At 48.3% G+C, this 24,801-nt stretch carries 27 protein-coding genes; 2 read left to right on the plus strand and 25 right to left on the minus strand.

Translation table 11 applies throughout. The features are described from left to right. Positions 1 to 147 precede the first annotated feature (147 nt). Positions 148 to 549, plus strand: a complete 402-nt coding sequence (locus VSQ32_12330; protein MEH2943630.1) for a bacteriohemerythrin — start codon at positions 148 to 150, stop codon at positions 547 to 549. A 148-nt stretch (positions 550 to 697) separates the two neighbouring features. Here VSQ32_12330 and VSQ32_12335 read toward each other — a convergent pair whose 3' ends face one another. The 21 genes from VSQ32_12335 to VSQ32_12435 form a co-directional block, all read right to left on the minus strand. Beyond that, complete coding sequence (locus VSQ32_12335) at positions 698 to 883, minus strand: PspC domain-containing protein (GenBank protein ID MEH2943631.1); 186 nt, start codon at positions 881 to 883, stop codon at positions 698 to 700. A gap of 56 nt (positions 884 to 939) precedes the next feature. Then, the gene (locus tag VSQ32_12340) at positions 940 to 1,899 is read right to left on the minus strand and encodes a DUF4097 family beta strand repeat-containing protein (protein ID MEH2943632.1); all 960 of its coding nucleotides are present in this window, start codon (positions 1,897 to 1,899) and stop codon (positions 940 to 942) included. Next, the gene (locus VSQ32_12345) at positions 1,896 to 2,684 is read right to left on the minus strand and encodes a DUF1700 domain-containing protein (GenBank protein ID MEH2943633.1); all 789 of its coding nucleotides are present in this window, start codon (positions 2,682 to 2,684) and stop codon (positions 1,896 to 1,898) included. Before VSQ32_12345 ends, VSQ32_12340 begins: the two co-directional genes overlap by 4 nt. Further along, positions 2,681 to 3,004, minus strand: a complete 324-nt coding sequence (locus VSQ32_12350; GenBank protein ID MEH2943634.1) for a PadR family transcriptional regulator — start codon at positions 3,002 to 3,004, stop codon at positions 2,681 to 2,683. The genes VSQ32_12345 and VSQ32_12350 overlap by 4 nt, the downstream gene beginning before the upstream one ends. 221 nt (positions 3,005 to 3,225) lie before the next feature. Next, positions 3,226 to 3,822 carry a pyridoxal 5'-phosphate synthase glutaminase subunit PdxT gene (pdxT, locus tag VSQ32_12355; protein MEH2943635.1) on the minus strand — a complete coding sequence of 199 codons (597 nt, stop codon included), beginning with the start codon at positions 3,820 to 3,822 and terminating at the stop codon, positions 3,226 to 3,228. Between the two features lies 1 nt (position 3,823). Next, positions 3,824 to 4,702: a pyridoxal 5'-phosphate synthase lyase subunit PdxS gene (pdxS, locus tag VSQ32_12360; GenBank protein ID MEH2943636.1), complete on the minus strand. Its 879-nt coding sequence runs from the start codon at positions 4,700 to 4,702 to the stop codon at positions 3,824 to 3,826. After that, positions 4,671 to 4,853, minus strand: a complete 183-nt coding sequence (locus tag VSQ32_12365; protein MEH2943637.1) for a hypothetical protein — start codon at positions 4,851 to 4,853, stop codon at positions 4,671 to 4,673. Before VSQ32_12365 ends, pdxS begins: the two co-directional genes overlap by 32 nt. Positions 4,854 to 4,911: 58 nt before the next feature. Next, entirely contained in the window at positions 4,912 to 6,210 is a 1,299-nt protein-coding gene (locus VSQ32_12370) for a HAMP domain-containing sensor histidine kinase (protein ID MEH2943638.1), read from the minus strand. Between the two features lie 23 nt (positions 6,211 to 6,233). After that, positions 6,234 to 6,896, minus strand: coding sequence for a response regulator transcription factor (locus VSQ32_12375; GenBank protein ID MEH2943639.1), 663 nt, complete (start codon positions 6,894 to 6,896; stop codon positions 6,234 to 6,236). Between the two features lie 16 nt (positions 6,897 to 6,912). Next, positions 6,913 to 7,674 carry an ABC transporter ATP-binding protein gene (locus tag VSQ32_12380; protein MEH2943640.1) on the minus strand — a complete coding sequence of 254 codons (762 nt, stop codon included), beginning with the start codon at positions 7,672 to 7,674 and terminating at the stop codon, positions 6,913 to 6,915. A 15-nt stretch (positions 7,675 to 7,689) separates the two neighbouring features. Further along, positions 7,690 to 10,083 (minus strand): ABC transporter permease, encoded by a 2,394-nt coding sequence (locus VSQ32_12385; protein ID MEH2943641.1) that lies wholly within the window; start codon positions 10,081 to 10,083, stop codon positions 7,690 to 7,692. A 118-nt stretch (positions 10,084 to 10,201) separates the two neighbouring features. After that, complete coding sequence (locus VSQ32_12390; protein MEH2943642.1) at positions 10,202 to 10,375, minus strand: hypothetical protein; 174 nt, start codon at positions 10,373 to 10,375, stop codon at positions 10,202 to 10,204. A gap of 16 nt (positions 10,376 to 10,391) precedes the next feature. Continuing rightward, positions 10,392 to 10,538 (minus strand): hypothetical protein, encoded by a 147-nt coding sequence (locus tag VSQ32_12395; GenBank protein MEH2943643.1) that lies wholly within the window; start codon positions 10,536 to 10,538, stop codon positions 10,392 to 10,394. A gap of 46 nt (positions 10,539 to 10,584) precedes the next feature. Continuing rightward, entirely contained in the window at positions 10,585 to 11,034 is a 450-nt protein-coding gene (locus VSQ32_12400) for a very short patch repair endonuclease (GenBank protein MEH2943644.1), read from the minus strand. Continuing rightward, positions 11,024 to 12,154 (minus strand): DNA (cytosine-5-)-methyltransferase, encoded by a 1,131-nt coding sequence (gene dcm / locus VSQ32_12405; GenBank protein ID MEH2943645.1) that lies wholly within the window; start codon positions 12,152 to 12,154, stop codon positions 11,024 to 11,026. Before dcm ends, VSQ32_12400 begins: the two co-directional genes overlap by 11 nt. 142 nt (positions 12,155 to 12,296) lie before the next feature. After that, entirely contained in the window at positions 12,297 to 12,809 is a 513-nt protein-coding gene (locus tag VSQ32_12410; protein ID MEH2943646.1) for a flavodoxin family protein, read from the minus strand. Between the two features lie 15 nt (positions 12,810 to 12,824). Next, on the minus strand, positions 12,825 to 13,556 hold the full coding sequence (locus tag VSQ32_12415; GenBank protein MEH2943647.1) for a J domain-containing protein: 732 nt from the start codon (positions 13,554 to 13,556) through the stop codon (positions 12,825 to 12,827). Next, on the minus strand, positions 13,549 to 14,556 hold the full coding sequence (locus VSQ32_12420; GenBank protein ID MEH2943648.1) for a DUF5685 family protein: 1,008 nt from the start codon (positions 14,554 to 14,556) through the stop codon (positions 13,549 to 13,551). The genes VSQ32_12415 and VSQ32_12420 overlap by 8 nt, the downstream gene beginning before the upstream one ends. Before the next feature lie 107 nt (positions 14,557 to 14,663). After that, the gene (locus tag VSQ32_12425; protein MEH2943649.1) at positions 14,664 to 16,592 is read right to left on the minus strand and encodes an NAD(+) synthase; all 1,929 of its coding nucleotides are present in this window, start codon (positions 16,590 to 16,592) and stop codon (positions 14,664 to 14,666) included. Further along, positions 16,589 to 17,479, minus strand: coding sequence for an Hsp33 family molecular chaperone HslO (gene hslO / locus VSQ32_12430; protein MEH2943650.1), 891 nt, complete (start codon positions 17,477 to 17,479; stop codon positions 16,589 to 16,591). The genes VSQ32_12425 and hslO overlap by 4 nt, the downstream gene beginning before the upstream one ends. Before the next feature lie 88 nt (positions 17,480 to 17,567). Continuing rightward, positions 17,568 to 18,347, minus strand: a complete 780-nt coding sequence (locus VSQ32_12435; protein ID MEH2943651.1) for a class I SAM-dependent methyltransferase — start codon at positions 18,345 to 18,347, stop codon at positions 17,568 to 17,570. 129 nt (positions 18,348 to 18,476) lie between these two features. Here VSQ32_12435 and VSQ32_12440 point away from each other — a divergent pair, with 129 nt between their 5' ends. Next, a complete protein-coding gene (locus VSQ32_12440) occupies positions 18,477 to 19,544 on the plus strand; it encodes a hypothetical protein (GenBank protein ID MEH2943652.1) in 1,068 nt (355 codons plus the stop codon). Between the two features lie 154 nt (positions 19,545 to 19,698). Here VSQ32_12440 and VSQ32_12445 read toward each other — a convergent pair whose 3' ends face one another. The 4 genes from VSQ32_12445 to recJ all read right to left on the minus strand — a co-directional run bounded on the left by VSQ32_12445 (position 19,699) and on the right by recJ (position 24,756). Further along, complete coding sequence (locus tag VSQ32_12445; GenBank protein ID MEH2943653.1) at positions 19,699 to 20,718, minus strand: DUF1002 domain-containing protein; 1,020 nt, start codon at positions 20,716 to 20,718, stop codon at positions 19,699 to 19,701. Positions 20,719 to 20,813: 95 nt separating this feature from the next. After that, entirely contained in the window at positions 20,814 to 21,746 is a 933-nt protein-coding gene (locus VSQ32_12450; protein ID MEH2943654.1) for an alpha/beta fold hydrolase, read from the minus strand. Between the two features lie 21 nt (positions 21,747 to 21,767). Beyond that, positions 21,768 to 22,751 (minus strand): hypothetical protein, encoded by a 984-nt coding sequence (locus VSQ32_12455; GenBank protein ID MEH2943655.1) that lies wholly within the window; start codon positions 22,749 to 22,751, stop codon positions 21,768 to 21,770. A gap of 241 nt (positions 22,752 to 22,992) precedes the next feature. After that, positions 22,993 to 24,756, minus strand: coding sequence for a single-stranded-DNA-specific exonuclease RecJ (gene recJ / locus VSQ32_12460; GenBank protein ID MEH2943656.1), 1,764 nt, complete (start codon positions 24,754 to 24,756; stop codon positions 22,993 to 22,995). Positions 24,757 to 24,801: the final 45 nt, after the last annotated feature.

Raw genomic sequence — 24,801 nt, forward strand, 5'->3', positions numbered from 1 at the left:
ACCATACTACCATAAAATACTTTATTTTTCAATTTCACGTCTTGATTCTTACAGGAAATGGAAGTAAAATAAGAATTGGCGCTGACCGGATTCTGTCTGCAAACTGAAATTCCGTCAGCCATAACATTATGTCAAGGAGATGAAATTATGTACGAAATGAAACCGGAATACTATACTGGTATTGCAGCCATCGACCAGGAACACACCAGGCTGTTTGAACTGGCAGAAGAGACTTATCAGTTACTGAACGATGATTTTATCCAGGACAAAACCGACAGCCTGATTCACCTGATTTCCGAGCTGATTAACTATACCAGAACCCACTTTGCCCATGAGGAGGAATACCAGAGAAGCATAAACTATGCCGCCATTGAAGACCACATGGCCATGCACCGCAAATTTGAAGATAAGCTGATGGAATTCGATCCCGATACTCTGGGCAACGACTTCAACAGCCAGAACGATACCGTAGAGGAACTTCTGGGATTTCTGACCAGCTGGCTGATCAACCATATCCTGAAAGTGGATATGCTCTATGTACCGAAATAATCCCATACATAAACAGAAAATACCCGTATGTTCTGATGTGACGACGTATTTTCTGCAGAACAAGGGAGACTGCCGCAAAATTTGCGGCAGTCTCCTTTTAAAGCTGTTTTCAATACTGTGACACGTGCTGCGGCCGAAGCCTTTCGGATTACATTTCTTCCGGCATGATAACTGCTGCAACCAGATACACAATAATCCCGGTTGTGGTACAGCCCAGCAGTACAAACAGCAGACGGATAATCGTAGGGTCAATATTAAAGTATTCTCCCACACCTCCGCACACACCGCAAATTACTCTGTTTTTCCTGGATTTAAATAATCTTTTCGGTTCCATATTCATTCCTTCTTTCTGCAATTAAATTATAATTTTCTGCTTCCTGGCCCGGAGACTTACAGTTCCTGAAAAGAAACCTCCACCTCTCCCACGCCGCATTCAATTTTCATTTTCTTACTTCCCGGATTCTCAATACTGCGGCTGGAAGAAAGGCCTCCATATTCATTCTCTCCGATTTCCAGTCTTCCTACCCCGCACTCAATATCGTAGCTGTAGTCCCTTTCTTTTCCGGCAGCCTCCACTTCGATGGTGCCCACACCGCCTTCTATTTCAATTTCTTCCGCCCGGATTAAGGCTGCGATAAGGGTGCCCACGCCGCCTTCCAGCTTCAGCTCTTCCGCTTCCAGCTCTCCCAGCTCGATTTCTCCTGCGTCCACGCTCACGGACAGTTTCTTTTTCGCTGTGAGCTTCTCGCCTGTTTCACACTTCCCTGCTCCTACACTAATACTTATTTTCTCCGCTGTCAATGGCATTCCCATATAAATATAGCCTCTTCCCTGCTCCAAATCAATTTCTTTCAGCTGCACCTGCTCCATCAGCTCCCTGGGAAGCTCCAGCGTCACCCGGCTGGAATCATAATTTCGTATGCGCCCGCTGCCCTTATGTTCAATTTTCAGGGTACTGCCATCCATGTAAGCCTGAACCTGATATCTGTGGTCTTCCCGGCGGTACTGTACATTCATTTGAACCAGATTGCTATCCGTATTTTCCACAATCCTCACACCGCTGTAGTCCACATCCATTTTGATTTTTTTAATATCCTCACAGGAAAAATCAAATGCATCCTCATCGGCACTATCCCAGTCTATACTGTCGTCATCCCATTCCAAATCACTGCTCCCGTAACGGATAAAGGGAATATGACGGATGGGGCCTATGGAGAACTCTCCCGCCTCCACCTGGTTCCAGAACTCTGAGAACCGGAAGCCAATGCCCATTCCCACCGCACACAGCAGACTTCCCAGTATCACCAGAATCAATGCAATAATCAATGCCGCTTTTGTAAAATTCTTCATGCTCTTCGCTCCCTTCCGGAAAATATTCTGTTCCACACATTTCCAACCAGTCTGCACAGCCAGGGTATCACCTTCCCGCATACCCAGACACAGAGGACAGTTGCAAGAATTGCCACTGCCAGCAGCAGCAGGCCCACTCCCGTCATGGCAAATCCGATTGCCATACTGCCTGTAATAATCTGGCCGATTCCAACGCCAACCAGCGCCCCGCCTGCAATATAAAAGGAACCTGCAATACATACCACGGAAACAGCAAGACCGAAAATACCCCCGGCAACTCCTCCCACAATCCCAATCCATATGGGGCTGGTCACTATGGCAAGGACTACAATCAGAAGGATTTCCGCAGTGGAACGTCCCCCGTAAGTGGAGCGTCCGTCTCCGCTGTTGGATGAACTTTTCCCGCTGTCAAAAGAAGCGTTTTCATAATCATACTCATTTCTGTCTTCATATCCGGCGTACTCCTGCCCGGATGGCCCGGAGCCGGACTGCTGCTCCTTTGTATTTTTCCGGATATCCACCGGATGCTTCTGCTCAAACCTGCTGTCCTCAAATCCCCGCTCCGTGTACTCGCCTGTGCCTGCGGCTCCATCCATGCCGGTGCCTGCCTTGATGATGGCGGCAACCTTCTCCGGAGATTCCAGTTCTTTCAGAATCTGTGCTTCATTTTCCACGCCTGCATCCTCAAAATAACTTCGATAGAAAGATAACGCCTCTCTTTTTTCCTCTTCTGCCACATCTTCCAGCAGCCGCTCTAACTGCCTCATAAATTCATCTCTGCTCATGCCGACTCTCCTCCCGAAAATAACATTGTAATTTTAGAAGAATAATTTACCCATTCTGTCCGGTACAGATTCAACTGTGCCATCCCTTTGTCCGTTATTTTGTAATATCTGCGGTTCCTGCCGCCGCATTCCACATCATAGACCTCCAGACAGTCATCCTTCTGCAGGCGCCGCAGCACCGGGTACAGAGTAGATTCCGATACCTCTATGGCCTGTCGTACATCCTGGGTGATTTTGTAACCATACGTGCCCTCCTCTTCCTTACATACAACCGCCAGAACAATTGCGTCCAGAAGAGCTGCACCTGTGTTAAATACCATGCCATCACTCCTTACTGTTTTTCAATATTACACCCTCCGAATATCCCATGGCAGCCATTGCTCTGTCTCATAGAATATTGTTTGCAGTACATTACTATTTTTTAAATATTACTATTTTATATTTAATACTATATACTATATAATATTATTTGTCAACAATTATTATAAAAAGAATGTGCAAGCGCATTTTTGGCGCGCGAACGAAATGTTCCTGCCTGCGTTCAGCACACAGACAGGAACATTTCATGGCATCTTTTATCGCCGGCCAGTTCCGGATGAAAGGCCAGACCTATTTGATTTTTGTAGCGGACGCCCACGATATTTTCTCCGGGACTGCCATCGGGCAGCCTATCCGTCACCGCAATGGGCTCCGCGCCTTTCCGGATGGAAACAATATAAGGGGCCCGGATAAATTCCATCGGAAATTCCCGCTCTTCCTCCCGGATTCCCCGCACTGTTCCGGAGGCGGAAAAGCTGCCCAGCTGCCTGCCGTAGGCATTTCTTCTGACGGTTACCGGCAGGGTGGCAAACCAGGGAGTTTCACTGCCGGAAAGCTGCTCCGCCAGAAGAATCAGCCCGGCGCAGGTGGCCAGAACAGGCAGGCCATGGAGGATTTTTTCCTGCAGGATTTCAAACATGCCCAGTTCCCGTAACAGCCTGCCCTGTACGGTGCTCTCTCCGCCCGGAAGAACAATTCCGTCAAAGGTCCCGACCAAATCGCTGCTTTTTCTGAGCTCCGTACAGTCCGCCCCCAGACTGCGGAATATCTGCTCATGCTCCGTGAAGGCTCCCTGCACCGCCAGCACTGCAATCCGCATTCTATTTCCCCCTTTCTTCCATCAGCAGTTCAATTTCCTGCGCATTGATGCCCACCATTGCTTCGCCCAGATGTTCCGACAGCTCCGCAATCATCTGCCCATCGGTATAGTTGGCCACTGCCTTTACAATGGCATTTGCCCGCTTTGCAGGATTTCCCGATTTAAAAATACCGGAGCCCACAAAGACCCCTTCTGCGCCGAGCTGCATCATAAGGGCTGCATCCGCCGGAGTTGCAACGCCGCCCGCCGCAAAATTCACCACCGGAAGTTTTCCTGTTTCGTGAATCTGCTTTACTAACGGGTAAGGCGCCATCAGTTCTCTGGCTGCCTGAAACAGCTCATCTTCCCGCATGGAGACCAGTCTGGCAATTTCGCCGTTCATTTTACGCATATGGCGCACAGCCTGTACCACATCCCCGGTTCCCGGCTCCCCTTTGGTCCGTATCATGGAAGCGCCTTCGCTGATTCTTCTCAAAGCCTCCCCCAGGTCTTTGGCCCCGCATACAAAGGGCACCTGAAACTGTGTCTTATCAATATGGTACACATCGTCTGCCGGGGACAGTACCTCGCTCTCGTCAATATAGTCGATTTCAATAGCCTCCAGTACCTGTGCCTCTGCAAAATGGCCGATTCTGCATTTTGCCATCACCGGAATGGATACCGCATTCTGAATGCCCTTTATCATACCGGGGTCGCTCATTCTGGACACGCCGCCTGCCGCACGGATATCCGCCGGAATCCGTTCCAGGGCCATCACCGCGCAGGCGCCCGCCTCCTCCGCAATCTTTGCCTGCTCCGGGGTAGTTACATCCATAATAACGCCGCCCTTTAACATCTGCGCCAGTTCTTTATTTAATTCCCATCTGTTTCCTGTACTCATAACACAAATCCTCCTTTTGGGGTTTTTCATTACAGGCACAAGTGTAGTCTTTTTCGGCGCCGGAATAAAGTCCCATACAGAAAAAAGTCAGCAGGGCCAGATTTCGCCTTTCCGGCTTCCCTTTTCCCGATTTCTGTGAATATTTTCCCATATTTTTCTCCGGAATCACTGCTTTTCCCCGGATTTATGGCCAGTTTCTTTTCAGCCTTTCATGCCAGTTGCAGCACAATATACACTTCCATCCATACTTCCCCGTCCGAATCCCGGATTCCGGCAGTAATTTCTCCTTCCATCAGGTGCATAAGCTGGCGGCAGATATACAGCCCAAGGCCGCTTCCGGGATTCTTACCCACATTGCTGCCCCGGAAAAAACTGTCAAACACATGGGGCAGGTCTTTCCCGGAAAGTTCACAGCCGGTATTGCGGATAAGAACCGCGTATTCTTCTTCCTCCCGGCTTGCAGAAATCTCAATTTTTCTCCCGTCTCCATATTTTATGGCATTTTCCACCACATTCTGAACCACCTCCACCAGACGGTCCAAATCACCTCTGACCAGGCAGTCCGGACAGGAGCCCCATATAAATTCCACCTGATTCAGGGCCATCTTTTCCTGGTAATAGGAGCGAATCTGTCCCAAAGCCTCCCGGATATAAAATTCTCTGCTCTCCACCTGAAAATCCAGGAAATCCTCATTGGAGGCTTTCACAATCTCACCCACATAGGACTCAATCTCCTCCGCCTTTTCCCTGATATTCCTGGCAATCTCCTGCTTTTTGCTTTCCTCCTGATACAGGTTCCGGCACAAAGCCTGAGCATAGAGATGGATGGCGCTCAAAGGCGTCTTGATATCATGGGACAGGGACAACAGCAGCAGTTTTTTCTCTTTCTGCAATTCCAGTTCCCGCTTTTTATGCTCCTCCAGATTTTCCCGCAGCACATCCATGCCCCACATAAATTTTCCAAAAAAGCGGTTTTTATTTTCCTTCAGAGGAATGGTCAGATTCCCTTTGGACAACTGGTAAGGCAGACCGGAAAGCCGGAAAAAGGGCAGCAGTATTTTCTGCCTGACGTACAGAAGAACGGCCCAGGCCAGCAGGAGGAAACAGCCCGCGGCCCCGTTCACCAGCAAAACCACCGGGCCTCTGGCCGGATTTCCAAAGCAGTAATACACTTTATAGCAGGCATACTCTGTAACAGTCACTATATAGGGAGTTTCCTCATTCCCCTGGAAATCTTCTGCTTTTATACCATGTTTCAGAACCTGAAGTTTTGTAACCTCAGGACAGGTTTCTTTTCCTGCAAAACCATTCAGTTCTTCCAGGTTTTCCGGCACCCGGCCTTTTTCCTGCTCAAATGCTCTCAGCGCATGTTCCGCTCTGTTCAGGGAAATCCGGTATGCTCTGCTGTCTCCGGAAAATTCCACATGAAACAATATCCAATTGACCAGACATAACACTGCAAGGCTGCCCAGCAGGGCAGCCAGCAGCAGTTGATTCATTTTCTTCATAATCCGTCCTCTTATCCCTCCTCTCACTCAAACCGATAGCCGACACCCCAGACCGTGAGAATCCGTTCCGGTTTTCTGGGATTTTTCTCCAGCTTTTCCCGCAGCCACCGGATATGCACCGTCAGGGTCTGGGGCTCACTCTCGCTGTCAAAGCCCCATATTTTACAGAACAGTTCCTCTTTGGGAACCGCCTTCCCCTTATTTTCCATCAGATAGAGCAACAGGTCAAATTCCCTGGCCGTGGCGGGAATTTCCCGGTCTTCCAGATAAATATGGCGTCCCCGTTTGTCCAGACGCAGATTGCCCTCCAGAATTTCGTCCGAGGAATATCTTCTCTGAAAAATCCCCTTTACCTTTGCCAGCAAAATATCAATGTCATAGGGCTTTTCGATGTAATCGTCCGCTCCCTGCAAAAGACCGTTCAGTTTATCTTCTTTTCCTCCTCTGGCGCTTACAATAATAATGGGCGTATTATCTTTGTGCCGGATTCTGCTGCACACGCCGAATCCGTCCATGCCCGGCAGCATCAAATCCAGAATTACCAGTTTCGCCCCTTCGGACTCATAAATTTCCAGACTTTCCTCCCCGGATACGGCCAGATACACATCATATCCCTCTGCTTTCAGAAAATCCGACAGCAGAGTGCCCAGTTCTTCGTTATCTTCCACCACTATAATATCTGCCATATTACCACCTGCCTGTTTACCAGCCCATTTCCAGCAGCCAGTTGTTCAGTCTCCGCTCCCGGAATTTCTCCTGACTGCCACTGTCCTCCATGTAAAGTTCTCCTTTGATGTTTCCATCTACAATATACAGCACTCTGCTGCATTTTGCAGCTACTTTCATGTCATGGGTCACCAGCATAATGGTGGTCCCTTCCTGATTCAGTTTATGCAGCTCCTTCATCACATCCTCCGACGCGCTGCGGTTCAGAGCTCCCGTAGGCTCATCTGCAAAAAGTATTCGGGGCCGGTTAATAAGGCTCCGGCAGATACACGCCCGCTGGAGCTGTCCCCCGGACACCTCGGTGATATCCTGTTCCGCCACATCGCTGATTCCCAGTTTCCGCATAAGCCCAAGGCAGTATTCGTTGATTTCCTGCCGGGTGCGGCTTTTGTCTCCCGCCTGATAGGCCGGAAGCAGAATATTGTCCATAATGGAAAGATTTTTCAGCATATACATCTGCTGGAAAATAAATCCCATACTGACAAGCCTGACCTGCGCCAGCTCTTTTTCCTTTAAATCCGTAATTTTTTTCCCGCCCAGCAGCACTTCTCCGGCAGTGGGCCGGTCCATGCCGGACACACTGTACAAAAGGGTGGATTTCCCGGAACCGGAGGGCCCCATCACCGCTACCATCTCTCCTTCATCAATGGTGAAATTTACATTTTTCAGCACATTATTCTGCCTTTTATTCGTTATATAAGTCTTACACAAATCTTTTACGCACAATGCTTCTCTCATTTCATTTCTCCTGTTCTACTCAATATGATTCATTTCCTGTACAGAGATACGTTTTACCCGCCTCATGGCGATGACGCAGGCCAGCACCGTAACCACAAACAATGCTATTGGATACAGCAGATAGATTTCCAGCGGATTTACCACAAATTCAATTTTTTCTGCTCCCATCATCTGAAATACTCTGCCGGAAGTAATTTCGGAAAAAGGCGTTCCGGTCAGGGTACCCAGCACAATTCCGGCAAACAGTACCAGCATAATCCGTTTGGTCTGCCATCCAATCAGGGATTCGTCGGAAAATCCAATGGATTTCAGCATTCCGATTTCTCCCCGCTCCCGAATCAGGAACATTTTCTGCATGAGCACCACCACCAGCACATTGATGGCCAGTACCACTGTCAGAACCATAAATTTCAGAGGGCCGAGCCTTCCTGCAATGTGCCCAATCATATCGCCGATAAATTCTTTTGTGGTCTTAATCTTTGCTTCCGGGAATAATTTTTCTGCCCGCTTCATCACTTTTTCCAGTTCTGGCTGTTCCGTTTTCTGCTCCAGAACAACCTGAGCGCCGAATCCGCCTGCCGCCTCTGCGTAATCCAGTTCTGCGGATTCCGTAAACCGGATTCCTTCTCCCATATTGTTCATGGACTGGTAAAGGGCTGTGATAATATAAGGCTTTTCCTGATTTCCGCTGGTAATATAGATGGTATCTCCCAGCTCTGCCCCGATTTGCTCCGCTATTCTGTGGGTAACTGCCACTTCATTGTCATACAGAGGCGGTTCTCCCTCGTCGTAAAAATACTGGTCTGTGGAAGTCCCAAGGCCCTGAATGGAAAAGGATTTGCAGGACTGTTCCCCTTTGCGGACCCGCAGTTTAAAATACACTTCCGTGCAGGTTTTCTCCACGGAAATTCCGTCCCGCTCCAGCCGCTCTTTTATCTCATCCAGATATCCGTACCAGGATTTCCTGTCCCCTTCCCTCATCAGTTCCGCCACCTTTTCCTCGTCCATCAGATAGAAATCACATTCTGACAATGCGAACCAGGCGGCAATCCCGTCGGAATTCAGGGTATTGATGGTATTCACCGGCATAACCACCAGCCAGACGCCAATCATACTGGTCAGAAGAAGCACCATATACTTTCTCATTTCACTTAGCACATCATTGCAGGCCAGAAAGGTTGTGGCTCTCACATGGGATTTTTTCAGACGGAACTTACCCTTTTTCTGAAAACGCTCCCCGTTATTCCCACTGCGGATAGCGTCCATGGGACTGAATTTTCTGATTTTTCCGGTACTGCGGTAACCGAACAGTACAACCACCGCCACAATCAGTATGCTGACCAGAAGCTGAAACAGAATGTTGCTGCCCCCTTCTTCGATTACAATTTTCTCCGTTACCTGCCGCAGGAGTATTCGGCTGAAGGGAATGCTGGCTCCGAATCCGCAGAAAGCTCCTCCTGCCGCCAGAACAAAATATTTCACCATATACAGTCTGCGGATGGAAATGTCACGGATTCCAATGGCCTTCATAATCCCGATTTCTTTGTAATCTTCGTTTACGGTAAATACAATGGTAAACCGCAGCATAATTACGGAAATGACAATCAGGCACAGGCTCATCAGCAAAATTACGGCTGCAATCACCAGTTCCATCACATAAGTGGTTTTTATCAGTTCCCGATTTGCACTGAACAATTCATGGAACTCACCGTTATTGTATTCTTCCTGAAAGGCCTCGATGTCTTTACAGTCTGCCGAATACAGTCTGCCATAAGGCAGGCCGCTCCTCTGAAGCATCTCCTGAAAATCTGCTTCGCTTACCACGCACCGCTGTATCCCCATCATATCAGAGCCCAGAAAGGCGTCTTTCAGCGCCCCCGCCACCTGAAATTCTCTCTCAAAACCATTTTCGGAACAGATGGTCAGCCTGTCTCCGGCTTCCAGCTTATTTTCTGACGCCATCCTCTGACTCAGGTAAATGGTCCCGTCTTCCATCTGGGTAATTTCCCGGTTTTTTTCATCATAGAATTTCTGCTGTCCAATATCAAACCGGTTCACAACAGCCGTATTGCTCATGGAAATTTTCTTACCATTTTTTCCTTTCAGCTGGTTTTCCGAAAGATACAGAATCTCATCAATGGTAATATGCTCCACCTGTTCCTGCTTCTCCAGAAATTCCTCAATGGTTCTGTCGTTTTCTGACAGTTCTTCCGGACTGCCTCCCATGGTCACAACCAGAAAATCTCCCACTCCCGACTGTTCCATAAAATGTTCCACCCCGTTCAAAATTACGGTAAAATTATTCAGACTGCCCGCAATAAACATGGTGGATAAGAAAATAAATACCAGCAAAATCAGGTTGATGGATTTCTTGCGTTTTAAGTCTCTTTTCAATATTCTGAAATTCATATGCTGCTCCTTTCCTGTCTTTCTGCCGGTATTATAAAACAGGAAATATTAATAAATCCTTAAATATTTTCACAAAAAGGGCGGTGACAAGCCCGCCCTTTCTGTGTTTGATACAATCTTAAAACATTGCTTCGATTTCTGATAAATCAATAGCAAAAGTTGATAATTTCAGTTTTGCTATTTTTATCTGCCTTTCCAGCTCTTTGTTCTCAGCTTTTTCTTCTGCCTTAATTCTCATCAGATTGATATAATTGTCAATAGCTATTTGCTTTTGTTCTTCCAGTGTACTCATTGTTCTCCTTTCCTGCTTATTCCTGCTCTTTTGCAAGAGCAATCTGGTCAAGCATTTCAAGAATTTCTTCTTTTTTGTATTCTTCTTTTTCTCCTCTCGCAAATGCCAGGCGAATTTCGTAAATTGTTGAATTTTTTACGATTTTAATTTCTTTTTCCTTCATAACTTCCATCTCCTCTCCTTTCTCCCTTTCAGGCTCTCTGCGTCGGCTATATCTCACCGCACATCTCATCTGATGTTAAAAACTTCTCAACATAGGCCAGCATTCTGTCGCAGGTCTCTTTTTCTCTTTTCATTTTCTTAATGGAGCATTCCCACACCACAAGGCATTTTATTTCCCGCTCTTTCAGTTCCTCCTGAACCACACAGTCCCTTTTCTGGTTCGTCTCGAACTTTTTCTGCCAGAATTCCACTCTGGATTTGGGCATGTAAGTGTATTTACATCCCGGATGGCGGTGCCAGAAACAGCCATGTACAAAAATTGCCGTATTGTATTTTTTCAGATATATGTCCGGATGTCCCGGTACTGTCTTCGCGTTCAGCCTGTAGCGGTATCCCTGCGCAAACAGCAGCTTTCTGAAATATACCTCCGGTTTCGTATCTCTGGAACGGATGGCAGACATATTTTTACTTCGTTCTTCCGGGCTTTTAATGTCCATGCTGCATTTCCTCCATGTTCTTTATGTGTGCCACCATTAACTTTGCCACATTTTCTATCAGGGGCACTACTACAGAATTCCCAAACTGCTTATAGGCCTGGGTATCGGATACCGGAATCTTAAAGGTGTCCGGGAATCCCTGCAGCCTGGCGCATTCTCTTGGTGTAAGCCTTCTTGGATTCCTTCCTTCCTGTGCAATCAGAATTTCCGAGCCGTCTTTATAATATCTGGCGCTGATGGTTCTTGATATTCCATCCGGAGGAGCAATTCCATACCCGAATCCGTTCCCCGCCGCTTTATGTTTTGCCGCATAATTCTGAAGATACAGCCAGAGTTTGTCTGACAACGTGTATTTCTCCTCCACTACCCGCTCCAGAATATCTCCCATTACCGGCCGGGGTGTTTTGGGCGTCAGATGAAACTCAAATGATATATCTGTCCCATATCTTCTCCGGTCGAATCCCGCCAGCAAAATTCTCTCTCTGTGCTGGGGTACATAATCCTGTCCGTCCAGAACCTTATAAAATACTTCATAATCCAGCTCATCCAGGGATTCCCGGATTACCTGAAAGGTACGCCCTTTGTCATGGCTGCAAAGATTCTTTACATTTTCCAGTAAAAATGCCTTCGGACGTTTTTTTTCCAAAATTCTGCATACATCAAAAAACAACGTGCCCTGGGTCTTGTCTTCAAATCCGGTAGCCCTTCCCAGGCTGTTCTTCTTTGACACCCCGGCAATGGAAAAGGGCTGACAGGGAAAACCGGCTACAAGAATATCATGTTCCGGAATATCAGCCGCCGCCACCTTTGTAATATCCCCTTCCGGCTGTTCCCCAAAATTTGCAAAATATGTCTGTTGACTGTATTTGTTCCATTCGCTGGAATACACACACTGGCCGCCTGCCCGTTCAAATGCAATCCGCATCCCGCCAATCCCTGCAAATAAATCTATAAAGGTAAATTGCCCTTTTTTTTCTCTTTTCTTACTTTTCCTTCTGCTGCTGATATAATAAATAACTGCTTCCCGCACACAGTCCTGCATGGTCTGTCCTGCCATATCAGAACAGTTCAGCAGTTCGTTATACAATTCATCGTCCATTCTTAAATGAACCTGTTTCATGGAGTTCTCCCTCCGGGAAGATTTTTATCCCTGATTTTTCCCATATTATACAACTAAAAAAAGAAAAAAGCAAGAGAATCGAACGTATCTTCTCCTGCCTTTGTAACAGTTCAGACAAGCTGAACTGTCACATGCCTTTCTCTCAACAACACTTCCTCAGCACCTGTTCCACAAATTCCCTGGCCTGCTTTAAATCTTCCTCATTGGGGTGAAACAGCCCTTCGTCAAAATTCCGGAGCATTTTCTTCCTCCGGATTTCCTGTTCCGGGTCTTCCATGGGAATCTCGTAATTCTCCCGCACCTGCATGGGCATTTTCCCCTGACAGAGAAAGGTTCCAAGATATTCGCAGTCATCGGGAATCCAGACATTTACTTTCTGCTCTATGGTCTTAAAATAGGCCGTCTCTCTGCCCATGCCGCAGGTGCCGAACAATGCAACTTTTTTCCCGTGAAGCTCAGACAGCATGTCAATAACGGAGATATCGCAGGTTCCCCGGTTTACCCAGAATCCAATGAAAAATATCTCCGCATCCTTTCCTCTGTATTCCTCCATACTCTGCATATCTTTGGACATTCCCGGAAGTGCACTGAAAATTTCCGTGGCTATTTTTTTCGTATTACCGGTCTTACTGGAATAAACCACCATATAATCCATGTCCTTCCACCTTCCTTAACACCAGGGTACTCCGCCGCAGCAAAGACCGCCTCCGCCGCAGCAGAAATTACATGCCAGATTTGCCAGACATAGCTTCATGCAGAAATCCCCGCTTCCCACAATGGGATTTCCGTAACTCTGCCGCCTGTCATAGTACCAGCTTCCTCCATTCTGAAGCTGCCCGTACAACTGCTGGTATTCCTGATTTCCAGGCTCCATGGCTGCAGCCTGCCGGGCCGCCTCCAGAGCAGCCACATTATTTCCTGTGCCGGAATTGGCAATGGCACTGAGATAATACCAGCAGGCGTCCCTGTCCTTCATACTGTTCAGCACATTCAGAGCCTCTCTGTAATGGCCGCTGCGGATATAGTTAGAGGCCGCCTGCTGATATGTGCTTTCTTCACTGCCGCCTGCTGTTCTGCTCTGTCCCTGAGAACCGCCGAAACCGCCGAAACCGCCAAAGCCACCGAAACCGCCGAAAAAATCTCCAAAATCCCAGTAGCTGCCCTGACCCTGTCCACCAGGATTTCCCTGACCGTAGCCGCCTGCTGTTCCCCGTTCCTTTTCCTGTATAATCTGCTGATAAGCCTGCTGTATTTCCTTAAACTTCTCTTCTGCCTGTTCCTTATCGGGATTGTTCACATTGGCATCGGGATGATATTTCCTGCTCAGAGAACGGTATGCCTTTTTGATTTCTTCATCGGTGGCATTCCGGTTCAGCCCAAGCACCGCATATGGATCATACATCTGTTACCTTCCTCTCCCTGTTCTTCTTCACATATTCGTACCGACACCAGACGCCGGAATATAAAATATTTCTCAAAATTTCCGTATTCTCTACAATGGGAAGACGCTCAAATGCCCTGGAGCATTCCGCCATCATCATACTTAAAACGGCTTCCGCCCTCCGTTCAAATCCTTCCGTCTCCAACTCCTGCAAAAACAGATTATAGTTCCCGGTCTTTCTGTCTTTCTCCACATCTTCATAAGCGTCCATCAGGTAAATAAATTTTCCCAGAAAAAAACCCATCCGCCGCAAATCTGCCTCCCATTCATCTTTGCGCCAGACAAACACTTCTTCCATAATCCTGCCGAAATATCCTGACACTTCATCCGGATTCCTGCTGTTTTCCTTCTCGCACCGACGAAGCTGTTCCAGGCTGTCCTGAAATACAGAAGCCTTCTCCGGATACATTTCCCCAATCCTTTTGCACTTCTTTTTCAGGGAAAAGGCCATCATTTTCCTGCTCACCTTATGTTCGTCTTCCCAGTCATCCAGGCATTTATAATAAGACAGCAGAAGATTCATATCTGCTCCGTACCGGGTAAACTGATTCACTCTGGCGGGATGTTTTTCAAAAGGGTGGACCGCACATTTCCGGCAGCTTACCTGTGTCTCAGGCTCGTACAGGCTGGTAAGCAGCAGCACCAGAAAGGTCATATCGTAGCTTAAAGTAAGCTGGCCCCGCCTGCCGGACTGTTCTTTAAGAATCCTGCACAGGCCGCAGTAATAGGACTGGTACAAATCAAATTCCTTAAATTTCATTTCCGGTTTGTTTACAATAATATATCCAAACATACTGTCCTTTCCATAAGATTCAGAAAATGTCAGGTTCGGTAACAGTTCAGCCCGCGCCCCACTGACTGGCCACAGACCGCCTGCCAGGCAGACGCCGCTGCTAACGCAGCTCCCTGTCTGAGGCTTAAGGGGCGCTCCGCTCATCAGCACCATTACGAGCTCGTCCATGCCAGCATGATTCGCTCATAATGCCGCTGATGGCTGAACTATAAAATATATTCTAAACCTTCCACCGGCAATTGCAATGAATAAAACAGAAAGATTTTATAAAAAGATTATAAACACTGTTCAGATTCCAGGGCCTCGATTTCCGCCAGCCAGAGGGCGCTGCTGGCGTCGCTGGGCATCCGCAGGTCACCGCGGGGAGAAACTGCCACCGTTCCCACTTTCGGCCCGTCGGGCAGACAGGAACGTTTGAACTGCTGGGAGAAAAATCTTCTGACAAAGACTTTCAGCCATTTTAAAATCACATCTTCCGCATACCTGTCTTCAAAGGCATATACCGCCAGACGAAAGATTTTTCCCGGCCCGAAACCGCAGCGGAGCATATAATATAAGAAGAAATCATGAAGTTCATAAGGCCCCACAATGTCCTCGGTTTTCTGGGAAATCTTTCCGTCCTCCGGAGGCAGCAGTTCCGGGCTTACCGGAGTATCCAGCACATCCAGAAGAATCTGTTCCAGTCTGCTGTCACCGCAGGTATCCGCATAATACCGCACCAGATGGCGTACCAGTGTCTTTGGAACGGAAGCATTTACTCCGTACATGGACATATGATCCCCGTTGTAGGTGGCCCAGCCCAGGGCCAGCTCCGACATATCCCCGGTACCGATTACCATACCGTTCTCCTTGTTGGCAATATCCATAAGAATCTGAGTCCGTTCCCTGGCCTGCCCGTTCTCGTAGGTTACGTCGTGATTTGTTTCCTCGTGGGAAATATCCTTAAAATGCACCCGTACCGCTTCTCTGATGTCCACTTCCCGAAAATCGGTACCCAGACACCGGATTAAATTCACCGCATTGTCATAGGTTCTGTCGGTGGTTCCAAACCCCGGCATGGTCACCGCATGAATGCCTTTCCGCTCCAGTCCCAGCAAATCAAAAGCCCTGACAGTCACCAGCAATGCCAGTGTGGAATCCAGCCCGCCGGAAATCCCTATCACCCCATGGCGGCATCCTGTATGCTCCAGCCGCTTTTTCAGGCCCATGGACTGAATCAGCAGGATTTCCTCGCACCGTTTCTTACGTTCCTCTGCTTTTCCCGGTACAAAAGGAGCCGGATCCACAAAACGGGTAAGTTCCGTCTTTTCTTTCTTCAGATGGAAGGGAATTTCCAGATAATCTTCTGCCTCTCCCATAAAAGTGGACATTTTGCGCCGCTGTCCGTTCAGCTTCTGTATATCAATTTCCCCGTAGACAGACTGGTTGGCAAACCTCTGTGCCTCTGCCAGCATTACTCCGTTTTCCGCAATCATATTATGGCCGGAATATACCACGTCCTGCGTGGATTCTCCCTCACCGGCACTGGCATAGACATAGCCGCAAATCAGCCTTGCGGACTGGCCTTCCACAAGGCTTTTCCGGTAACGGTCCTTTCCCGTAATCTCATCGCTGGCAGACAGATTTACCATCAGATTTGCACCTGCCAGCCCGTGAGAAATACTGGGCGGAGCAGGCGTCCACAAATCTTCACAGATTTCCACGCCAATCTTTAATTCCGGAATATTATCGGCGCAAAACAGAAGGCGGCTGCCCATGGGAACCTTCCGTTCTCCCTCCAGAACCACTTCTTCCGCCTGCTCCATGCCCGGTGTAAAGTAACGTCCCTCATAAAATTCATTGTAATTGGGAATACAGGTTTTGGGCACCAGCCCCAGTACATTCCCGTTTCCCAGAGCCGCCGCCACATTGTACAGCCTGCCCTTCCAGGCAAAGGGCAGCCCCACAAATACCAGCATATTTTTCCCGTTGGTTTCCGCCGCAATATCCAGAAGCACCTGTCTGCCCTGCTTTAACAGAGGCTCCATCAGAAATAAATCCCCGCAGGTATATCCGGTAATGCAAAGTTCCGGAAACACCACCACCGCTGCTCTCTGTTCTTCTGCTTCTTCTATTTTCCCGATAATGGCCTGTCTGTTATACAGGGGATCTGCCACCCGGATTCCGGGGGTTACCGCCGCCACTTTTATAAATCCGTCTCTCACTGGCTGCTCCTTTCTGAAGATTCCAGTAATCCTTTCAAATCTTCCGGGGTAAAAATATAGTGTTTATCACAGAACTGGCAGTTCACCTCAATGGGCTCGCCATCTTCTATCATTTCCTGAATATCCTGCACACCAATGCTGATAAGGGCCTTCGTCACCCGCTCTCTGGAACAGTCGCAGTGATATTCCACAGGTATGGTTTCCGTGATTTCCGGATGGAACTCTCCCAGCACCTGCTCCAGCAGCTTCTCCGGAGTTGCTCCCTGTTCCAGCAAATCAGTTACGGACGTCACTTCGGCCACCTTTTTTTCCAGTGCGGCAATTACCGCTTCGTCGGTAAAGGGCATAAGCTGGATGATAAATCCCCCGGCCTGCCGGACCGTGTTATCCTTATTCATCAGCACGCCCAGTCCCACAGCAGAAGGCACCTGCTCGGAAGTGGCAAAATAATACGTGAGGTCTTCCGCAATTTCTGAGGTCTGCAGCGCCACCTGTCCCACATAAGGCTCTTTCAGTCCCATGTCTTTTATCACACTTAAGATTCCGGGGCCGAGAGCGCCTCCCACATCCAGTTTCCCCTTTTCATTGGGAGGAAGCATTACGTCCGGTACCTGCGGACAGCCTTTTACATGGCCCCGGCTGTCTGCTGTAACGGTCATTCCCTTTGCCGCACCTGCGCACTTTATCTGCAATGTGAGCAAATCCTGCTCTCCCTTCATCATAGCCCCCATCATGGCTCCTCCCGTCAGAAGCCTTCCCAGGGCCGCGGTAATAACAGGGCTCGTATTGTGATAAACCCTGGCCTGCTCCACCAAATCTCTGGAAGTTATGGCAAATGCCCGTATCTGATTCTCTGCCGCTGTTGCTCTCACCATGTAATCTTTCATTTTCGTTCTCCCTTGCAATCACGTAAATCTCTGTTTTTCTCTTTCCCCTGCAATCGCGTAAATCTCTGTTTTCCTCTTTCCCCTGCAATCACGTAAATCTCTGTTTTCCTCTTTCCCCTGCAATCACGTAAATCCGCTCGCTGGTTTCCCTGACCGGTTCTCTGGTAAATGCGTCGAACATGGCCAAGAATTCCATCCCCGCCTGCTCCAGCAATTCCTTAATCCGGGCTGCCTCATACCCCCGCTGCACATGGGTTTCTTCGTATTTGCGGTAGCGCATGTCCTCCTCCCGGATAAAAAATGTCATATCATACTGATTCAGCCCGGTTTCTTCATCATAAAAATTTTCCCAGATAAAGCTGCCTTCTTCCCGGTTTTCACAAATTGTCGTTTCCCCTAATAATTCCCGGTATTTGTACGGGGTATTCAAATCAAAAATAAAAATCCCTCCTGGGTCGAGATAATTATTGACCAGATGAAATACCTTCAGAAGTTCTTCTTCCTCCAGAATATAATTCAGAGAATCACAGACGCTTACCACGGCTTTCACCGTTCCATACAGCTCAAATTCCCGCATATCCTGCAAAAGATACAGAATATCCGGCTCCTTTCCCATTCCGTCTCCGGAGCCTGCGGCCTCCCCTGCAATTCGGAGCATTTCCTCCGAATTGTCCACGCCTATCATATCATAACCTGCCTCAGACAGAAGCCTGGTCATATTCCCGGTACCGCAGCCAAGTTCCAGCACCAGTCCTTCTTCCACCCCGTACTCTTTCAGCAGACCGGTCAGATACCTGCTCCATGCTTCATAGGGCACATCGTCCATAAACATATCGTATACCTGGGCAAATCCTGTATATGCTTCCATTCCAGCCTCCCATCCGGCGCCAGGGAAATCAGCCCTGACATTCTGAATGCTTTTTCTTGATTATTTATTTCAGAAAATGTATACTGTTTTTATTATAGTAAAAACAATCACGTTTTGCAAGGAGCCTTTATGAGTGAAAATAATTACATCTCCGGACACATCCGCCGGGTATATGCCAGGCGTCTGGTCTCTCCGGTTCTCTACCTGATTCTTCTCATCATTCTGTGGCTGGCCTTTCCCATGTACAATATCCTGTTTCCCCGGACACTGGCCGCTGCGGACGATTTAAATATATATACGGACCACCATTCCTCTTATGTGGAAACAACGCTGTCCGACCTGTATTTCACCGGATATACCGGAAGTTTTCTGGGCCGTACTTCCAGTTATTATTATTACTGCATGAGGAATGGCCGGTGCACCATCGTCCTGCTGTCCCCGTCCACCTGTGAGGAAGGGCTTCCCTTTATAGAGTCCGTTCACATCCGCGGCAGAGTGATGGAAGGAACTCCGGATTTCCATACATTGCTGGAGCACCTGGCCAAAGACTTAAACTGGACAGAAAAAGGGATAAAGGAAAAAGTAAATTCCTGTTTTATCAGTGAACCTGCTTTTGGTCTTATTCCAGGTGCGGTTCTGGTACTGGTCTGCTTTTCCACAGGAGCCTATACCCTCTTTCGCATTCTCCTGGATCTTCTCTATATCCGGTTCCCGGTGTTTGCCCCTGCCTGCCGGCAGCTGGGCCGTTTCGGCAAACCGGGGGAACTCCTTGCCCAGGCGGAAACAGAGCTTGCCACGCTGCCCCAGCTTGCCACCGAAGACATGTTTATTACGGAACATTATTTTATTGTACTGGCCAATTACGGCGCCGCTGTTATTCCCATACAGGAAATGCTGTGGATTTACAAGCATTCTACCCTCCATAAGATTCTGTGGCATCACTTCAGCATTTCCTATACGCTGCATGTTACCGCCAGAAAGCATTTGTATTTCCAGTGCCCCAAAAATATGAAATCCGATATAGACGGTATCATGGACTACCTGGCGGAGGCAAATCACGATATTCTGGTGGGATTCAGTGAGGAAAACCGGCTCAAAGTCCACGGAGCCAGCCCGTATCCTCATCAGATAGAAAAAATTTTTTCTTTTATGAAAAAAATAAGAAAATCAAAACCGCAGAATCCTGAAAATTCTTAACTTCTGCTGTCAGGAAAATAAAAAGATAATTATGCGCATTTTCTGCGCGTAAACAGATTGTGCAGTAATAACTTTCCGCTCCGAGAAAACACATTTCACGGAGCGGAAACACACATAATAATTCATATTCTGAAAATTCCTGAAAATCAGATTTTCAGGAAAACAGACCTTTGAAAAAATCCAGAACAGAACGGAAGAAATCTGCCACTTTATCAAAAATGCTTCCCGCATCCATATGAGAGAGCTTCTCATACAGTGCTTCCGCCTGGCTCTTAATGGAGTCCAAATCCAAATCAAGCTGGCCGATTTTTTTCAACAGTTCTGTCAGTTCGGCTACTTCTTCCTCTGTCAGACTGATATCAAACTGACTGCAGGCCTTTGCAATGGTTTCCTTTATCTCCTGTTCGGATTTCAGGCCCTTTTCAATGACTTCCTGCTTCAGATATGCAACAAGTTCTTCCGCTTTTTCAGAATCCCCCACGGTCTCTGCCAGATCTCCGGTGAGCACCAGTTCGTTCAATGCGGTATCCATGCTTTCTTCGGAAACCTTCACTCCGGTCATGTCGGAATATGCTTTCATGGCTCCTACCAGCGCCGCTGTCCCTGATATGGGAACAGGCCCTGCCACTATAATATCCGCATCGGTAATTCCGGCGGTAATCAGGGCATTTTTATACATACCGATGGTACAGTAGGAAATATTTTTGGTGGTAATATTAATCCCGTTTCCTTCTTCTCTCTTTACCACCAGTACCGAAGACAGCGCCCGCGTCCCAATCTTGCCGGCCGCCACATATTCTCCCAGATATTCATGTTCTTCTTCGTTGGTAATGTAAATCACATCATACTCGGAAAGCTCCGCCTCGTTTACCCCCAGAAGTTCCAGAACCGTCCTCTGCTGCTCCGGCGTCAGATTTGCCCCCAGCGCAAGATAAGGTTTATCTTCTTTGGTAATGGGCTCCGTAACTTCGCCCGGCTGATTCAGAACATCCGATTCCCTGTCAGAAACATCTTCCTCTTTTCTTCCTTCTTCCAGTACCTCCTCGCCGGAATTTTCCGGCCCCGGACTCACCTCTTTTTCATCGGTCTGAGACGCCCGCACCTGTGCCGGTATTGCGAATACTGTCACAAGCGCCAGTAACAGACTCAACAGTTGTTTTCTGTGCTTTTTCATTGTTACCCTCCATTCTGCCTCTTCTTCTTAGCCTCCGTACCTCTAAAAAGCACCTGCCGCATGCTACCTTTATGCTTCCAAAAGGCCCATGATATTTACTGCATTCTCGCCTGTATCCATTCATAAATGTCGGCGTATACCTGTTCCCGGTCCACCTCATTTAAAATTTCGTGGCGGTCTGTGGGATAGAGTCTGCAGGTTATATCCGTAATGCCTGCCTTTTTATATCTCTCATACACTGCTCTTACACCTGCACCGTAATTTCCCACCGGGTCGTCCTCTCCGGCTACCAGTAAAAGGGGCAGGCTGCGGGGAATGGCATTGATATTGGCCGGCCGGCTGATATAATGTATGGTGTCAAACAGGTTGTAAAATCCGTTTAATGTAAAATGAAAGGTACAGCGGGGTTCTCTGTTATAGGCTTCCACAATTTCCCGGTCTTTGGTCAGCCAGGCATTGGGCCGATTTTCTCTCTGAAATCTCTGGTTATAAGTGGCAAAAGCCATTTTGTCCACCAGTTTGCTACGGTAATGCCAGCCCCGGAACAGAGCCAGAACCCGGCAGATTTCTTTCCCGGCCACAGCCGCAACAACGGGCTGGTTTCCTGTTCCCATAATCACCGCTCCCTGCAGGCCGCAACCGTATTTCGCCAGATATTTCCGCAACAGGAAAGAACCCATACTGTGGCCCAGCATGAAATAAGGCGTACCGGGATGTTCTTTCTGAATCATTCTGCGCAGACGGTCCAGATCTTTTACCACAATGTCGCTGCCGCCCTTATCTGCAAAATATCCCCACAGTTCCTGGGATTTTACGGACTTCCCATGGCCCAGATGGTCATTTCCCACCACCATAAAGCCCTGTTCTGTCATGAATTCTGCAAATTTTTCATATCTTTCCACATATTCTATCATGCCATGGCTGATTTGCAGGATTCCTTTCACTTCACCATTTTCAGGCTCCCACTTTACCCCGTGAATCCTGGTCGCCTTATCTGCTGACTGAAACTGAAATGTTCTTTTTTTCATCTCTTACCTCCTGACAGTCCGTCACTGTCTGATTTCCTCTCCCACAGCCCGGAGCCATTCTTCCACCTCTCTGGCCTTCCCCCGGAGATTTTCCAGTGTCTCCTGCTGTCTGGTAAAGGTCTGCCCCGCCTGTTTTACCACTTCCTGGGCGGTATCATACTGTTTGCTCACCAGTTCGCTGTCGCTGATGGACTGCTCCAGCGTTCCGGTAACTGTGCGTATTTCCGAAACCAGGTTACGTGTCTCCGATTCTTCCAGCCTGGAAGCGTAAACACCGAATCCCTCGGCTGCTTTTTCCAGCCGTGCATTATGTTCTTTCCAGATTTGGGTCAGGTAAACTACCTGCACTTCCGCTTCTTCCAGCCGTTCTTCCATCCGCTTCATTTTCTCAGCCATAAAAGAAGCCGCCTGATGATATTTTCCGGAAAGATCCCGTACTTTTTCCGCCGCTTCCACAAATTTCACGCCGTCTTCTCCCAGTCTTCCTGCTTCAATGGCCGCATTCAGGGAAAGAATGCCCATCTGCTTCTCCATTTCTTCCATTTCACCAATACGCTGATCCATCTCGCCCATTTCCTGGCGCATCCCTGTTGCCGCCAGCTCCAGAACTTCTTCCGGGGAGGTGAGTTTTCTTCCCTGGCTTATCATTTCCAGCAGTTCCTGTTCCCGTCTGCAGATTCCTTCCAGAGACCTCTGGTACATACCGTCTGTTTTTTCCGCTCTGTCCGCCAGAACCTGAATCTGCTTCTGCAGACCCCGGTTCTTTTCATTCTGCTTTCTGGCCTCCTGGGCTGCTTCTTTTACTGTTTCCAGCACTTTTTCCATCTGGCTGTCCAGTTCATTCTGTTTTTCTTCCATGGCAGCAATTCCTGTCCGGGTTTCTTTCTGCACCACTTGCATTTTATCTGTCACCTCTGATAATTTCTTCAAATATTTATCTGCTTCTTCCTGTCTGGCAAGCACTTCCTGCTCCAGCTCCTCCTGTTTTTTTCCTATTCCAAACATCCGGCTTCCCCTTTCTTCCAAAAGTATCCTCTGTTTTGTTTTTCATTCTGTCAGGGCCCTTCCTCGCAGGCATTCCGGGCTCCTCCCGCTTTGCAGGCCCCTCCTCGCAGGCATTCTGGGCTCCTCCCGCTTTGCGGGCCCCTCCTCGCAGGCATTCTGGAGTCCTCCTATAGCCATCAGGGCTCCTCCCGCTTTGCGGGCCTCTCCTCATGGCAAATATTATATCACTTTTATGGTGAATCTAACAGTAGTTCTTTACAATTATCTGCAGGGTTTCCTGTCCATTGTATACGTTTATGTCCGGATAGTACAGAAAAGACACCCGAATTCCGCCGTCCTGGCCGTCCATGGTCTGCTCCAGTGCCTGACGTCCGTATTTTTCTCTGAGGAAATCCAGGAAGGGTTCTGTCTGTCCGAAACAGACTGCATTCATTCTGGTTCCGCCCTGGCTTTCCACCTGCATCCGGCACACGTTACGGTTCTTCCCGAACACGCCCAGAGACAGGATATGTATATTTTTATCTGCAAATACCGGTTTTTCATTGGCTTTCCCGAAAGGTTCCAGCAGATTCAGTTCTTCAGTCAGTTCTCTGGTAATATAGTCCAGAGGCATGGGGACGTCTATGACAATTTTCCCCCGCAGTTCTTCCTCTGTCAAAACAGTGGTTTCATTCAGCTTCCGGCGGAACAGTTCCACATGTTCCTCCGGCATGGACAGGCCTGCCGCCATGGGATGGCCTCCGAACCGGGTAAAGAGTTCTTTGCACCTGGTCATTTCCTCATACATGGAATAACTCTCGATGGAGCGTCCGGAGCCTTTGACTCCTTCCTCGCTTCTGGTCAGTACAAACACCGGACGGTGATACCGTTCCCGAATCCGCCCCGCAATGATACCCGCCAGACTTTCATGGCAGTCCGGCAGATAAATCACCAGTACTTTATCCTGTTTCAGGGAGGTCTGCTCCACCAGCCTGACAGCCTGTTCCACGCCCTGCTCTGTCAGTTCTTTGCGGCTGGCATTCAAATCATATAAATCCCTGGCATATTCTGTCGCCGTATGAGGGTTGTCTGCCAGAAGCAGCTCCAGCGCCCGTCTGGCAGTGTCCAGCCTTCCGCTGGCATTCATACAGGGCCCCAGCACGAATCCTATGTGATATGCTTTGATTTTTCCCATTTCTATCTGATTACATGCAGCCAGCGCCCGCATACCATAATTATTAGTATGATTCAGCATGTTCAGGCCTTCTTTTACCAGGATTCTGTTTTCCCCGGTCAGCTCCATCACATCTCCTACGGTGGCAAAGGCCGCATTTTCCAGAAAAGCCATTGCTTCTTCCTGGGGATATCCCGATTTTCTGTAAAGTACCTGTACCAGCTTGAAAGCCACAGCCGCGCCGCACAAATTTTTAAAGGGGTAGGGACAGTCCGGCTGTTTGGGATTTACCACTGCGTCTGCCGGCGGAACCTGATATATCTTTTTCCCATCTGATGATTCCTCATAGGGAACCTCGTGATGATCCGTAAGAATGACAGTCATTCCCAGTTCTTTTGCCAGGGACACCTCTGCTGCGGCCGCAATACCGTTGTCACATGTCAGAATCGTGTCCACCCCCTCCGCCATTGCCTGGCGTACCAGACGCTCATTCAGACCGTATCCGTCTGCAATCCTGTCGGGAATGGCATAATCCACCTCTGCATGACAGCGGCGCAGCGCGGAATACAAAATATATACCGACTGCACTCCGTCAATATCATAATCCCCTAATATGCGGATTTTTTTCTTTTTCTGCAACTTTTCCTGCAAAATGGCTGCTGCCCGCTCCATATCTTTCATTTCCTCCGGAGCATGAAGATGTTCCAGTGTTCCATGAAGATATTCATCTATGGCCTGCTCTCCCAGAACTTCACGGTTTCTGATAATTCTTGCCGTCACCTGGTCAATGCCGAACCGCTCTGCAATTTTCTTAAAATCCGCCCGTTTGGCAGACACCACCCATTTTTCCATTCAGATATCATCCTTTCACTTTTGAATCATAACAAAATGTAATGA

It is taken from the genome of Lachnospiraceae bacterium JLR.KK002 (genome assembly GCA_036941025.1).
Classification (GTDB): domain Bacteria; phylum Bacillota; class Clostridia; order Lachnospirales; family Lachnospiraceae; genus Petralouisia.

What these genes read in the sequence shown, in the direction of transcription:
- VSQ32_12340 (MEH2943632.1), bottom strand. Translation starts at nt 1,899, where the DNA reads ATGAAGAATTTTACAAAAGCGGCATTGATTATTGCATTGATTCTGGTG.
- VSQ32_12400 (MEH2943644.1), bottom strand. Translation starts at nt 11,034, where the DNA reads ATGGACATTAAAAGCCCGGAAGAACGAAGTAAAAATATGTCTGCCATC.
- VSQ32_12435 (MEH2943651.1), bottom strand. Translation starts at nt 18,347, where the DNA reads ATGGAAGCATATACAGGATTTGCCCAGGTATACGATATGTTTATGGAC.
- recJ (MEH2943656.1), bottom strand. Translation starts at nt 24,756, where the DNA reads ATGGAAAAATGGGTGGTGTCTGCCAAACGGGCGGATTTTAAGAAAATT.
- VSQ32_12410 (MEH2943646.1), bottom strand. Translation starts at nt 12,809, where the DNA reads ATGGATTATATGGTGGTTTATTCCAGTAAGACCGGTAATACGAAAAAA.
- pdxS (MEH2943636.1), bottom strand. Translation starts at nt 4,702, where the DNA reads ATGAGTACAGGAAACAGATGGGAATTAAATAAAGAACTGGCGCAGATG.
- VSQ32_12385 (MEH2943641.1), bottom strand. Translation starts at nt 10,083, where the DNA reads ATGAATTTCAGAATATTGAAAAGAGACTTAAAACGCAAGAAATCCATC.
- VSQ32_12440 (MEH2943652.1), top strand. Translation starts at nt 18,477, where the DNA reads ATGAGTGAAAATAATTACATCTCCGGACACATCCGCCGGGTATATGCC.
- VSQ32_12370 (MEH2943638.1), bottom strand. Translation starts at nt 6,210, where the DNA reads ATGAAGAAAATGAATCAACTGCTGCTGGCTGCCCTGCTGGGCAGCCTT.
- VSQ32_12450 (MEH2943654.1), bottom strand. Translation starts at nt 21,746, where the DNA reads ATGAAAAAAAGAACATTTCAGTTTCAGTCAGCAGATAAGGCGACCAGG.
- dcm (MEH2943645.1), bottom strand. Translation starts at nt 12,154, where the DNA reads ATGAAACAGGTTCATTTAAGAATGGACGATGAATTGTATAACGAACTG.
- pdxT (MEH2943635.1), bottom strand. Translation starts at nt 3,822, where the DNA reads ATGCGGATTGCAGTGCTGGCGGTGCAGGGAGCCTTCACGGAGCATGAG.
- VSQ32_12365 (MEH2943637.1), bottom strand. Translation starts at nt 4,853, where the DNA reads ATGGGAAAATATTCACAGAAATCGGGAAAAGGGAAGCCGGAAAGGCGA.
- VSQ32_12420 (MEH2943648.1), bottom strand. Translation starts at nt 14,556, where the DNA reads ATGGACGAGCTCGTAATGGTGCTGATGAGCGGAGCGCCCCTTAAGCCT.
- VSQ32_12395 (MEH2943643.1), bottom strand. Translation starts at nt 10,538, where the DNA reads ATGAAGGAAAAAGAAATTAAAATCGTAAAAAATTCAACAATTTACGAA.
- VSQ32_12380 (MEH2943640.1), bottom strand. Translation starts at nt 7,674, where the DNA reads ATGAGAGAAGCATTGTGCGTAAAAGATTTGTGTAAGACTTATATAACG.
- VSQ32_12455 (MEH2943655.1), bottom strand. Translation starts at nt 22,751, where the DNA reads ATGTTTGGAATAGGAAAAAAACAGGAGGAGCTGGAGCAGGAAGTGCTT.
- VSQ32_12335 (MEH2943631.1), bottom strand. Translation starts at nt 883, where the DNA reads ATGGAACCGAAAAGATTATTTAAATCCAGGAAAAACAGAGTAATTTGC.
- VSQ32_12390 (MEH2943642.1), bottom strand. Translation starts at nt 10,375, where the DNA reads ATGAGTACACTGGAAGAACAAAAGCAAATAGCTATTGACAATTATATC.
- VSQ32_12345 (MEH2943633.1), bottom strand. Translation starts at nt 2,684, where the DNA reads ATGAGCAGAGATGAATTTATGAGGCAGTTAGAGCGGCTGCTGGAAGAT.
- VSQ32_12445 (MEH2943653.1), bottom strand. Translation starts at nt 20,718, where the DNA reads ATGAAAAAGCACAGAAAACAACTGTTGAGTCTGTTACTGGCGCTTGTG.
- VSQ32_12375 (MEH2943639.1), bottom strand. Translation starts at nt 6,896, where the DNA reads ATGGCAGATATTATAGTGGTGGAAGATAACGAAGAACTGGGCACTCTG.
- VSQ32_12415 (MEH2943647.1), bottom strand. Translation starts at nt 13,556, where the DNA reads ATGTATGATCCATATGCGGTGCTTGGGCTGAACCGGAATGCCACCGAT.
- VSQ32_12350 (MEH2943634.1), bottom strand. Translation starts at nt 3,004, where the DNA reads ATGGTATTTAACACAGGTGCAGCTCTTCTGGACGCAATTGTTCTGGCG.
- hslO (MEH2943650.1), bottom strand. Translation starts at nt 17,479, where the DNA reads ATGAAAGATTACATGGTGAGAGCAACAGCGGCAGAGAATCAGATACGG.
- VSQ32_12330 (MEH2943630.1), top strand. Translation starts at nt 148, where the DNA reads ATGTACGAAATGAAACCGGAATACTATACTGGTATTGCAGCCATCGAC.